At 50.0% G+C, this 13,707-nt stretch carries 6 protein-coding genes; all 6 read right to left on the reverse strand.

Going from position 1 to position 13,707, the window contains the following annotated elements; translation table 11 throughout:
- Positions 1-112: 112 nt before the first annotated feature.
- Entirely contained in the window at positions 113-1,606 is a 1,494-nt protein-coding gene (locus GT1_RS15205) for a sigma-54 dependent transcriptional regulator (protein WP_188399448.1), read from the reverse strand.
- Between the two features lie 11 nt (positions 1,607-1,617).
- Positions 1,618-4,518, reverse strand: coding sequence for a PAS domain S-box protein (locus tag GT1_RS15210; protein ID WP_188399449.1), 2,901 nt, complete (start codon positions 4,516-4,518; stop codon positions 1,618-1,620).
- A gap of 611 nt (positions 4,519-5,129) precedes the next feature.
- Positions 5,130-8,645 (reverse strand): bifunctional glycogen debranching protein GlgX/4-alpha-glucanotransferase, encoded by a 3,516-nt coding sequence (locus tag GT1_RS15215; protein WP_188399450.1) that lies wholly within the window; start codon positions 8,643-8,645, stop codon positions 5,130-5,132.
- Between the two features lie 18 nt (positions 8,646-8,663).
- A complete protein-coding gene (locus GT1_RS15220) occupies positions 8,664-11,105 on the reverse strand; it encodes a glycogen/starch/alpha-glucan phosphorylase (RefSeq protein ID WP_075752214.1) in 2,442 nt (813 codons plus the stop codon).
- A gap of 26 nt (positions 11,106-11,131) precedes the next feature.
- Positions 11,132-12,568, reverse strand: a complete 1,437-nt coding sequence (gene glgA, locus GT1_RS15225) for a glycogen synthase GlgA (protein ID WP_075752212.1) — start codon at positions 12,566-12,568, stop codon at positions 11,132-11,134.
- A 1-nt stretch (position 12,569) separates the two neighbouring features.
- Positions 12,570-13,691, reverse strand: a complete 1,122-nt coding sequence (gene glgD / locus GT1_RS15230; protein ID WP_188399451.1) for a glucose-1-phosphate adenylyltransferase subunit GlgD — start codon at positions 13,689-13,691, stop codon at positions 12,570-12,572.
- Positions 13,692-13,707: the final 16 nt, after the last annotated feature.

Here is a 13,707-nt window from a genome sequence, read left to right on the forward strand (position 1 = left end):
GCGAACACAAGCGTTATCTTGCTTTTTTCAACAAAACTTTTCCCTTTTCGTCAATTGCATGACTATGCATTTTCAACAATAATTGCATAGTCATACCGGCAATACTATGCAATTATTGTTTGGAACTTACTTCGTTATCGGCTTGCCTGCCGCGCATTTGCTCTAAACGGTAACAAAAAGCTCTCAGCGACATATCCAGATACTTAGCCGCGGCCGTCTGATTGCCGTGGTGAGCATCCAGAACTGCTTGAACAATAAGATCATTATATGCTTTTATTGACAGTCCTGCCTCCGGCAAAGGCAGGATAATGCGCCTCTCGCCAGTGGCGACAGCTGCCCTGCCGTCGGCAGGCACCAAGGTTCCTCTAACGACCTTTTCCAGGTGGCATGGCTGTAGTTCTTCCTCGTTGTACATAAAAACGGCCCACTCTATGGCATTGCGCAGTTCCCGTACATTTCCCGGCCAATTATACGTTTGCAGGAGCTGCTGCGCCTCGTTATTAATGCCGCTAAAACGTTTTTTCCTGGTTTGGGAAAACTCCCGCAAAAACATGGCCGCCAGCGGCACGATATCTTCCTGCCGCTCTCTTAATGGCGGAATAACCAGATGGCCTATTTTCAGGCGGTAATACAGGTCACTGCGAAATGACCCCTCTTGCATTTTTTTATCCAAATCAACGTTAGTAGCACAAATAATCCGTACATTTGCCTTTATTTTTTGCAAACCACCCAGCCGGTAGTATTCTTTGGTCTCAACGACCCGGAGCAGTTTAGCCTGGATTTCCGTCGGCATCTCGGCTACCTCGTCCAAAAGCAGCGTACCGCCGGCCGCAGCATCCAGCTTGCCTTTTTTTCCTTGTCCTAAGCTGCCGCTAAAAGCGCCGCCTTCATAACCGAACAACTCGCTTTCAAATAAATTGTGCGGAATGGCTGCACAATTCAATTCAACCAGCGGAGCTGCCGCCGAATCAAGCTCCGAACCATAATGGATGAGACGGGCAATCACTTCTTTGCCTGTACCTGTTTCTCCCTGCAGCAGTACAGGAATTGTTCTGTCTTCATTATACCGCAGCGCCATGGCCTTTATTGCCTGCATTTGGGGAGAAAAAAAGCCGACCTTACCCATTACCGTCTCTGCCACCAGCTTGCGCATCTGGGTTAACTCCTGTACTGTATGCATTGTCGCTGATTTAAGCCGGGCATCAAAATTCTTAGTTAGCTCCCGGTTTTCCCGCAACAAGGCCTGGTGTTCCGCTACCCGCTGAATAACTGTCGCCAGCTCTTCAGCATCCACAGGTTTCAGCAAATAATCATAGGCTCCTGCCCGCAGTGCCGCCACTGCGGTTTTCATATCCCCATAGCCGGTAAATAATACAACATCGGTGCGCCAGCTGTCAGGCTGTCCGTTAATGGCGTTTGCCAGCTCCAATCCCGACATGCCAGGCATCTGAATATCTGAGATTATCAGCGGATAATCTCCTACCCTCCATTTAGCCAGTGCCTCCCGGGCATTATCACACTCGGTCACCTTATGTCCTTGTTCCTGCAAAAACCACATTACCGCCTCCCGGCTATGCCGGTCGTCTTCGACTAGCAATATCTCCATAACCTTGCCTCCTACACTGCTTCAGTTCTGCTGCCAGGCAGAGTAATCAAAAAAGCGGCTCCCTCATTTTCCTTGGAAACAACGGTAATGGTTCCCTGGCAGGAGGTAACAATAGCCTGCACAATCGGCAATCCTAAACCAAGATTGTCCCCGCCCTGTTTACTCGAGAAAAAGGGTTCAAACAGCCTGCTTCGGTTAGCGGCAGGGATACCCGGCCCAGTGTCTGAGATTTTTAAATTTACTGTGTTTTGGTCCGCCCAGGTCTGAATAAGCAGCCGTTTGTCCCGGCATTCTGCCGAATCCATGGCCTGCATGGCGTTAGATGCCAGATTGACAATAAGCTCTTCCAGTGCCGTGGGTATCGCATAAACTAACAGCATATGTTCAGCCAATTCTGTTTGAATCTGGATTCCATGTGCTGTTAATTGGCTGCCAATAATTCTAAGCGATTGTTCCACCGCAGCATTAAGATTGCAATAAGCCGCCTGACTGGCATCCTGCCGGATAAAACTGCGCATGTGCATAATAATCCGGTTTATGCGATCAGCCTGATTTGATATTTCTTCGACATTACGCATAAGATCGCTAACCGGCCGTTCTTTGCCCTTATTGTACGCATACACCATACCGCTGGCTATCATCTTTATGGAGTTAAGCGGTTGATTAATCTCATGCGCAAGACCGGCAGCCATGGTGCCAAGCGAAGAGAGTTTCTCAGCTTGCGCTCGTAGCGCATTTGCCCTTTCCATAGCAGCGGCAGCCAGCTTTTGTTCAGTTATATCTTCCTTTATGGCAATGAAATTTACAATTTCCCCCTGATTGTTGCGAACAGGCGTAATTGTCATGACTTCTTCGTATAAACTGCCGTCCTGCCGGGAATGGGCTGACTCACCCCGCCATACCTCTGCCGCCGTCTGTAATTGTTGCCAAAACTGGCGGTAGAAGCTCTCATCCGGATAGCCTGATAAAGGCATGAGGTTCCGGCCGTAAGCCTGGTCCTCAGCATAGCCGGTCAGGACGCTAAAGGCCGAATTAACCCAGACAATATTGCCATCCCTGTCGGTAATGACAATGGCATTGGCAGCAGCCTCCAATCCGGCAATCAGCAGCCTGCGATGCTGGCGGCTGGCAGCCGCACTGACGGCTATTGCCAGTTGACCGGCAAAACGCTGCAGCCGGGCCACAATCCGTTCATTCCAATAATGGGGGATATTGCTTATAAGATACAGCGCACCGGCAGTGCTCCCCTTCAAGTTGAGAGGCAGCGCAATCTCAGACTGAATAGCGTCCTTGTCCGCACCCGACTCGGCAATGAGTGTTTCTTGCCAGGTTGATAACCGCTCTTTGTGCTGAACCACTTGCAGCTCACCGGTTCTGATAGCCAACCGGCTTAACCGGCCTTTTTCGCTGCATCTCAGCCTGCCGGATTCCACCTTTGCCAGTCTGCCGGCAACAGCACTGATTTTGCCTGTGCCATCATCAGTTTTCAGCGATACGCGGGCAAATGATATCGAGAAAACAGCCGCCAATTGCTCACAGGTATAGCTTAATATATCTTCAATGCTTGCTTCTTCCAGCACTTTAGCTGAAATTTGCGTTAACAGCCGCTCACAGGCTTCATCCTGTCGCTGCTCCGTGATATCACGGATAATAACCAGTATTTCATCTTTTTCGCTTACTGCCAAACGGGATTCATACTCTTTCTTCACATTATTTTTCGCAAGTTGATACTTCACGGTCAACGGTTCACCGGTAGTTAACATCTTTTCACCGGCGTCCAGGAATTTTTTCCATACCTCTGCCGGCAGCACATCCACTATGTTTTTGTTTAATATTTCCGCTTTCGGCATGTATAAATCTTCCGGTTTTTTTACTTCGACATCCAGAATTTTACCGGCCCGGCTTACCCGGAACAGCTTGTCCGGGACGGCCGCAAGCAAAGTAGCCATACGCTCTTCACTTTGCCGCAGCGCCTGTTCTGTATTTCGGTGTTCCTGCATTTCCAATTCCAATATTTTGTTTTTCAGCAAGAGTTCCCGGGTTTTTTGGTCAACGGCTTGTAACAGCCAGGCTTGCCGCCGTATTAAACCATTAATCAAGAGGAGCAGCAGGCTAAGCGTACTGATGCCTAAACCCCAGATAAGTCCGCGTATATAGATACTAGGGCGCGGCACCCGGCTCCAGCCTGTTTTTACCTGCCACTGTACATCGGCAACAGTAAGCGTAAATTCCCGCACAGGCGAGTTGTCCGCCAAGTGATTAGCCATGTAAAACGGATCGCTGTCCGGCACACCGACTTCAACATGATACATGCACTCATTGTGCTCAAGCGCCGGATCAACTTTTTTTACAGCCTTATGCAAAACCGTAATTGGCGCAACGGTCACCCAAACCATGCCGCGAAAGTTGTCGCCGACAAAAAGCGGCGCCCTATATTCTAAAACATCGCCGCCTGCCTGTTTTACAATAGGCAGCCTGTTTACCGTTATAATCTGTTCCCGCTCGGCCTTAAGCGTAGCAGTAAGAAAATACGGAGATCGGCTTATATCGGTCAGATCTTCACCAATCCGGCTCAGGCCCGACCCTTCCGGATACAGATAGCGTATGATATAATTTGCGTCAGAATAGGACAATTCAATGATTTCAGGATAAAAAGGTAACAACCGCCTGGCAAAGCGTTCAAACGTCTCCTTATCAGGTATTGCCTCACCGGTCAGCATGAATCTTCTTACAGCCTCTATAGCATGCGTGTGCTGGTTTACTTCAGACTGTAATGTGCGCTCCAGGCGTTCGGTGAAATTATCCAGTATCCAGGCATGGCGCCTGGTTTCCTGGTCACAATAAATCCAGTCAAGGCTATATATACAGAGCAGACCAACCGACAAAACCAGCATCAGCCAATGTTTTCCCACTATCTTGCACCAACCTCATTATCTCACGATTTATCAGGATCTTACTTCTTTATCCTAACAGAAAGTATAACTTTCTTAAGAACAGGATAAGGGCAACATCGGCTGCCGCTGTCGCCAAAGGCTCGGCACAAGCCGTGTTTTCTTTATAGCAATTTTAGTCAAACCTGTAAAGAATCCTTTCGTGAAAATATGCTCTATTTGCAACTGACAAGGGCTGCCGCGCATAAGTTTTTTTGTACCTGTGCACGGCAGCCCCCGTATTACTCAGATTTTCTTGATCTAAATTAGTGAGTCAAGACTCCTGCCTATAAACGGCGTTAGTTCTGGCGGGGTAGACTCCCCACACGAATCCCCGATGGTTCAACTGCGCTGCAACGAGTTTACTCTTATGGCTTCAACAACTTATTATGCTGCAAAAAAATCATGTCCTAACAGTTTTTTTACAAAATATAGAACTGACATTCCGGCTATATTATTCAACTGTAGCAAAAATCGTGCCAAAATGTAAATCTGCCGCAAAAGCCTGTTTAGCTGGAAATAAGATGCATTCCCAAATACAAATAATCAACAAAAGTTGCATGCCTATGCAATTTTTGTTGATTATTTTTTCACTATTGCCGACCAATTGTCAAACTGCTCCACTCCCGCAAACAACTGCTGACTTCGGAGGTGAGCATACCGGGCTCCAGCCGCCAGCCCCAATTGCCGTCCGCTGTTCCCGGAGTGTTCATCCGCGCTGCAGAGCCCAGGCCAAGTACATCCTGCAGCGGCAGTATCACTGTCTTAGCCTGGCTGAGATAAGCCAGGCGGATAAGCTGCCTGCATACACCGGCATCACTTAAGTCACTGTCCAGGCCCAGCCGGTTGAGGTGGCGAAGCACCCGGCGCTTAAGCTCCGGCTCAGTGCTGTCAAGCCGCCCAAACCAGCCCAGCAGCGTATCATTATCATGTGTGCCGGTATAAGCGATGGTGTCGGCACCGGTATTATAGGGGAAATCAGGCGCTGACAGGCCATCACCAAAACTAAACTGCAATACTTTCATGCCCGGATAGCCAAGCCGGTGTTTAAGCCTGTTAACCTCCGGAGTAATAATACCCAAATCTTCAGCCACCAGCGGCAGCCTTCCCAGATATTTTTCCAATATGGCAAAAAACCCGGCTCCCGGCCCGGCTATCCACTGCCCGTTGACCGCCGTCGGCTCGCCGGCCGGAATTTCCCAATACGCCTCAAGACCCCGGAAATGATCAATACGGATGACATCAACCAGCGTAAGCAGAACTTCCAGACGGCGGCGCCACCAATGGTAGTCATCCAGCGCCATCTGCTCCCAGTTATAAAGTGGATTGCCCCAGAGCTGCCCGGTATCGCTGAAATAGTCAGGCGGTACACCGGCTACCTTGGTCGGATTGCCGGCTGCATTAAGCGAAAACAAGTGGGGATTGGCCCACACATCGGCACTGTCATGGGCAACAAACAGCGGCAAATCACCGAACAGGCAAATGCCCCGGCTGTTGGCATACTGCTTTAATTCCTGCCATTGCTGCCAGAAAACAAATTGCAGAAAGGTTTGATACTCAATTTCTTCGGCAAGCAGTTGACGGTAGTGGCTGATGACCTCAGGCCGGCGCTGGCTGACAGCCGGCGGCCATTGGTTCCAGGGCAGGCCCTGAAAATGCCGCTTAAGTGCCATAAACAGCGTGTACTCTGGCAACCAGTCAGCCGCCGCCGCCACAAAATCGGCATAGGCGTCTGTCGGTTCCTGCCGCCGAAAGCGGTCAAAAGCCTGCCGGAAAATCTGCTCCTTCCACAGCTTGACATGGGGGAAATCGACACAGGCAGGATCTTGCCGGAAAAATTCGTTGTTATGCTGTAGTTCGGCCTCTGTCAGCCAGCCGGCATCTCTCAGCCTTTCCGGCGAGATAAGCAGCGGATTGCCGGCAAATGCCGACAGGCACTGATAGGGCGAATCACCAAAGCCTACCGGGTTGAGTGGCAGAAACTGCCATAGCTGCTGGTTGCCGGCAGCAAGAAAATCAACAAACCGGCAGGCTTCCGGACCCAGATCGCCAATACCGAAGGGGGAAGGCAGCGAGGTGGGGTGCAGCAGGATGCCATGGGTGCGTTCCGGTCCGGCGGGCGGCGTTTCGTCCCGGGCCAGCAGCAGCCGGCCTGACAGCGGCGGCAGCGTCAGTTCCAGCCGGCCTGTGTCAGGCAGCGCAATCGTATCACCGGTCAAAGCATCCACAACATAGGCCTGACCGGCAAACCAAGCCGCCGTATCAATGCTTATCGCAGCCGCCTCATGACAGCTGCGGTTAAACACAATAACCGCCGTATTATCTGCCGCCAGATCCCCGAAGATATCCTGACCGCTGCGGATACGGCGCACATAACCATACACATCGTCTGCGGCACATAAGAGCAGCCATTCACCTGTCCGCAAAACCTGATGGCTGCGGCGCAGGCCAACTAATTTTTTGTACCACGCCAGCAATTCTTTATCTTCCCGGCCCCACGGATAGGTGCGGCGGTTTAACGGGTCACTGTAACCCTCAACCCCAACCTCATCACCATAGTAAATGCAGGGAGTGCCGGGAAAAGTCATTTGCCATAAAACAACCAGCTTCAGCCGTGCCAGCCCCAGCTCCCGCTGCGCCGGCGTCAGACGGTGTTTAAAAGCGTTTAGTTTACTGTGCGCCGCTTCGGGCGGCGCTTCGGCTAGCAAGGTGAGAATACGCGGCACATCATGGCTGCCGATAATATTCATATTGGCATAAAAGTTTTCTTTCGGGTAGTTTTCATATAAATTGAATAACCGGCGGTGTACCGCCTGCGCGTCCCGCCAGCCTAACATAAAGTCAAGGACAAGTTTGCGGAAGGGATAATTCATAACCGAGTCAAGCTCGGTGCCGTCAAAATACTGACGCAAATGGCCGTAAGACACCTTGCGTGAAGCGTCTTCCCATACCTCGCCGATCAGGACGGCCTCCGGGTCCTGCTCTTTGAGCGTCTTATAAAATTTGCGCAAAAAGGATTCCGGCAGTTCATCGGCCACATCCAGCCGCCAGCCTTTTACACCGGCTTTAAGCCAATATTTAAGCACACTGTCCGGGCCATCAATGATGAAGTGTTGATAAGAAGGATCCTCTTCATTGACATTCGGCATTGTGCCGATCCCCCACCAGGATTCGAATGTATCCGGATGGTCGATAAATTTATACCACGAATAGTAGGGAGAAGCTTTAGACTGGTAAGCGCCAAGTGTGTCATAGCTGCCTTCCTGATTGAAGTACAGGCTGTCGCTGCCGGTATGGCTGAACACGCCGTCTAAAATAACGGCAATGCCATGCTCACCGGCCTTGGCACAAACTTTAGCAAACAGGTTGTTGTCGCCAAACATGGGGTCAATGGTCAGGTAGTCGGCGGTATCGTATTTGTGATTGGAAGGGGAAGCAAATACCGGGTTTAAATAAATGGCGGTTACTCCCAGTTCTGCCAGATAAGGCAGCTTGGCCATAACCCCGGCCAGATTGCCGCCGAAAAAGTCGTAGGCTAAGATTGCACCTGTCTCCATATCCCGGGTATACACCGGCGTATCCTGCCAGTCGGCATGCAGCAGGCTGCCTGGCCGCGGATTAAGAATTTTCCCTTCAGGCAACCCATTATAAAACCGGTCAACAAAGATTTGGTATACCACCGCATGTTTAAACCAGGCCGGTGTAACCGCCTCCGGCAGGTAGGTGCTGATCTGGTATGAGGGCGGCGGATAGCTGAGAAGCTGTCCCACACCGCCCAGCTCGGCTGCGTTGTTGCCATAATAGAAAGTTTGTTCTCCCCGCCTGATAATAAAGTAGTACCAAATAACACCCGGATTGCCCGGAGCGGTAAAGCTGGCTTCATACAGACGCCGTCCCTGCTCCTCCCGGACAAGCTGCATGTCAAGGAGAATTTCTCCGGCACCTTCCTGCCACAACCGTAAATCAGCGGTTTCTGCGGGCAGTTCACCCTGCCGCTTGGTATTGACAGTCAGCAAACGTAATGTTATTTCTGTATAACAAGCAGCAGCCCCAAAGGGGCTGCGAAAGTCCTTATTATGGGAATCATGAAAAATCGGGCACTGGTTCATGCCGGTCCACCTCCGGTATTAGAATTCCCTGATTACAACCGGCTTAATCTGCCAAATGCCAATAGCATATTCGGAAATTGTGCGGTCGCTGGCAAATCTGCCCGAAAAGGCAATATTATTTATGGACATCGTCTGCCAACGGCTCTGATCGCGATACAGATTGCCGACCTTTTCCTGGGCTGCCGCATAACCGGCAAAATCCTTTAAGACAAAGTACTCATCATTGGTACGCATGAGAGAATGATGAATACTGTCAAACTCATCGGCACTAACAGGGAAAAAGCCGTTAATCAGCTGGTCAACCGCTTGCTTTAGGCGCGGGTTGCTGTTATATACGTCCAGCACATTGTAGCCGCCATATTTATAATAGTTCAGGACTTCGTCGGCGGTTAACCCGAAAATAACTATATTATCGTCGCCAACTTCATCATGAATCTCAATATTGGCACCATCCAGCGTACCGATGGTAACCGCACCGTTCATCATAAACTTCATATTACCGGTGCCGGAGGCCTCGCGGCTGGCTGTTGATATCTGCTCACTGACATCGGCGGCCGGAATAATAAGTTCAGCCAGCGATACACTGTAGTTTTCCATAAAGACAACCTTAATTCTACCGCCAATATCCGGGTCGTTGTTAATGACCTGGGCCAGGGTGTTAATAAACTTGATAATGCGTTTGGCCAGATAATACCCGGCTGCCGACTTACCGGCGAAAATAAAGGTGCGCGGCTCAATATCCAGACTGGGATCCGCCTTGAGGCGGTTATATAAGTCTAAAATATGGAGCGCATTTAATGTCTGGCGTTTATACGCATGAATCCGCTTTACATGCACATCAAAAATAGACTGAGTGTCAACCGTTATATTCATTTTAGCCTTAATATACTGAGCCAGCCGTTCCTTATTGGCTTGTTTAACGGCTTTAACGCTTGCCTGGAAGGCCGCGTCGGTACCATAACGGTGCAGGTTTGCCAGTTCAGTGGGATGATCCAGCCAGCCTTGGCCGATGGTTTCGCTAATAAGATCAGCCAGTGCGGGATTGGCTTTAGCCAGCCAGCGGCGGTGGGTAACCCCATTGGTTTTATTATTAAAGCGATGGGGGTAGAATTTATGAAAATTAGCCATAACTTCTTGTTTCAGTATATTGCTGTGCACTTCAGCCACACCGTTGACACTGTGACTGCCGACAACCGCCAAATGCGCCATATGCACATAACCTTCACTGATGATGGCCATATCCCGGATTTTATCCCAATCACCGGGGTATTGCTCCCACAGGGCGGCACAGAACCGCTCATTAATTTCGCGAATAAGCGTATACATGCGCGGCAGCAGGCGTCCTACCAGCTCAACCGGCCATTTCTCCAGCGCTTCAGGCAAAATCGTGTGATTGGTGTAGGAAATGGTTTTGCAGGTGGCATTCCAGGCCTCAGCCCAGCCTAACCCCTCTTCATCCAGCAGAATGCGCATTAACTCCGGTACGGCCAGCGCCGGGTGGGTGTCATTGATATGGATGGCAATTTTTTCGTGAATTTTGGCCAGATCGGCCGGCGTTCCGCCATGGGTGCGCTTATACCGCCGGACAATGCTCTGCAAACCGGCAGAAACGAAGAAATATTGCTGTTTGAGCCTGAGCACCTTGCCTTCCGGATAATTGTCGTCAGGGTACAGGATCTGCGAGGTGGCTTCCATGGAATACTTCTGTTCCACCGCTTTTAAAAAGTCGCCTTTGCTGAAAGAGGAAAAATCAAAATGGTTGGTCTCGGCACTCCACAGCCGCAAGGTATTGACGGTATTGCGGTTAGCGCCGACAACCGGTATATCATAAGGCACAGCCAGTACCGGTTCATAATTTTCATGAATGGCAACAAGCCTTCCTGCCCGTTCCTCCATCCGGACAGTACCGCCGAATTTAACAGTTACCGCCCGGCTGGCCTTGCGCATTTCCCAGACATAGCCGTCACGCAGCCAGTTATCCGGCAATTCCATTTGATACCCATCGACAATCTTTTGTTCAAACATGCCATGCCGGTAACGGATGCCGTTGCCGTGGCCAGGCAGCTGCAGTGAAGCCATAGAATCAAGAAAACAGGCGGCAAGGCGCCCCAGGCCACCGTTTCCCAAACCGGCGTCTGCTTCCACAGCCTCCAATTCTGCCAAATCAATGCCTAATTCAGCCAAACCTTCCCGGCATAGGTCGGTCAGCCCCAGATTGAAAAGATTACTGCCAAGCAGCCGTCCCAGCAAAAATTCCATAGAAAAATAGTACACCTGCTTATCTTTACTGACACGATATTGCATATTGGATTTATACCAGCGTTTGTTGATAATCTCCCGTATCAAAGTGCTGAGGGCTGCATATTTATCGGTAAGCGTGGCATCATCCAGATGTTCTCCGAACAGGGTTTCCAGGCGTTCGATAAAAGCTGCTTTAAATTCTTCTTTAGTTCTGAACATATTATTTATCCTCCCCCGTCCGTTTGCTAGCCGGCAATCAAACTCTCATACATCCGGCAATACTCGCCGGCCGAATGACTCCAGCTGTTGTCAGAGCGCATAGCATTCTTAACCAGCTTACTCCACTCGGTCCGGTCCTGGTATAAGAGCACAGCTTCTTTAATAGTACCCAGCATTTCATGAGCATTATAATTAATAAAAGTAAAACCATTGCCTTCACCGGTTTCCGGCTGGAAGCGGATAACAGTATCCTTAAGGCCGCCGATTTCCCGGACAATAGGAATACTGCCATACCGGAGCGCGATCAGCTGCCCGATACCGCAAGGCTCAAACCGGGACGGCATAAGAAACATGTCAGAACCGGCATAAATCTTATGGGCCAAATCGTCAGAAAAAGTAATCTTGGCCGATACTTTATCCGGGCGGCAGCCTGCCGCATAGGCAAACAGGTTTTCAAAGCGCCTTTCACCGGTTCCCAGCACCACCAGCTGTACATCAAGGTCCAGCAATTCTGCCATGACATGAGCAATCAGATCCAGCCCCTTGGAATCCACCAGCCGGGAAACCATGCCAATAAGCGGAATGTGTTTGCCTACAGACAAACCCAGTTCGGCCTGGAGTTTGATTTTGTTGTCAAGACGTTTGGTGGTTCCCCGCCAGGTATAATTGGTATAGATGAAACTATCCCCGGCCGGATTATAAGTTTCATAGTCAATGCCGTTTACAATCCCGCAAATATCAGCCCGGCGTTTGGCCAAGATACCCTCCAGTTTTTCCCCGAAATAAGGATATTGCATCTCCTCGGCATACGATTTGCTGACAGTGGTTATCTGATCGCTAAACGCCAGACCTCCTTTCAAAAAGTTGACCTGCCCGTAGAACTCCAGACCATCGGCGGTAAACGCACTGGTCGGCAAACCTAACAGGTCTACCAAAATATCACTGGGGAAAATCCCCTGATACATTAGATTATGAATGGTGAATACCGTTTTGACACCGGCATATTCATTTCTGTCAATATATTGGAGTTTAAGCATAGCTGCCAGCGGCCCGGTCTGCCAGTCATGGCAGTGAATGATTTCAGGCATAAAGTCCAGTCGCGGCAACGCCTCAAGCACCGCCCGGCAAAAATAGGCAAACCGCTCGGCCTCGTCATAATAGCCATACAGGCCCTCGCGCTTAAAATAATATTCATTGTCGATGAAATACCAGGTAACCCCCTGAAAGTCAAGCTCATACAGTCCCGCATACTGCCTGCGCCAGCCGACAGATACGGTAAAGGTGGCCCGCTTAACCATCCGGGAGACAAATTCGTCCGGAATACAACTATACTTAGGCATAATTACCCGAATATCGCCGCCTTGCGCGGTAAGCGCTTTTGGCAGCGAGCCAATCACATCACCTAAACCGCCGGTTTTGGCAAACGGTGCAGCCTCAGATGCCACAAATAAAACTTTTCGCATATTAAATCACCGTTCCCTTCGTAATGACAATGGGGTGGTTTAATTCCCCCTTAAGCCGTTTGCCTGCTGTAATTTTGACATCTTTGTCACAAATGACATTCTCGATAATCGCTCCCGGTCCGACCTCCCCGTTTTGCATAATAATGCTGTTGGTAATCCGGGCGTCTTTATGAATCTTAGCACCACGGAACAAAATACTGTTTTCCACCTTGCCGGCGATTACCGAACCATTGGCGACAAGCGAACTTCTAACCTGAGCGTCCTGCTGGTATTTGGCGGGAGCCGCATCCTTAACCTTCGTGTAAATGGAGCCGTTGGAAAAAAAGAGTTCCTGCCATACGGCGGGAGTTAACAGCGCCATACTGTGACTAAAATAATCCTGCACCGAATTAATCTGGGCCAAATAACCCTGAAAAGGAAATCCATAAATTCTGAGATTCTCCAGGTTTTTAAGAAAACAATCGCGTGCCAGATTCGTCCCGCCCCGCGCCACACTGGCATCAATTAAATCAACAAACAAGCTGCGCTCCATCAGGTACATGGCCAGCGATAATTTGTTGCTGCGGGCGCTGACCGGACAAATCTCCATATCCACAATCCGGCCGTCGGACGCGGTTTCCAGCAGGGTGGCGCCGGTCATCTGCCGGACATCGGTGTCACTGTATTCTTTGTATAATATGGTTATATCGGCGTTTTTTTCCTGGTGAAAACGAAACGCGGCCTCATAATTAATATTACAAACTGCCCGGCTGCCTGAAAGCAGAACATAGCGCTGCCGGCTGCTTCTAATATAATCAAGATTATTGAAAAAATCCACCAGGTCTTTGGGAAATGCCCCCTGCACGTTGTCGGTCTGCAACGAAGGCAGGATAAACAGGCCATCCCGCTTCCGGGCCAGATCCCACTCCTTGCCTGAACGGATATGGTCCATAAGCGAACGCGAATTGCCGGCAGATAAAATGCCCACATTGGTTATGCCGGAATTGATAAAATTTGACAGCACAAAATCAATCAAGCGATACCGGCCACCAAACGGAATCGCGGCCAGCGGCCGGTTTTTGGTTATCTCCCGGAGCAGGTCATGACTCTCATGCAAATTGATCAAACCCATTACATTCTTCAATAGACTTCCTCCCTTC

The sequence above is a fragment of the Sporomusa sp. GT1 genome (assembly GCF_014634905.1).
Taxonomy (GTDB): domain Bacteria; phylum Bacillota; class Negativicutes; order Sporomusales; family Sporomusaceae; genus Sporomusa; species Sporomusa sphaeroides.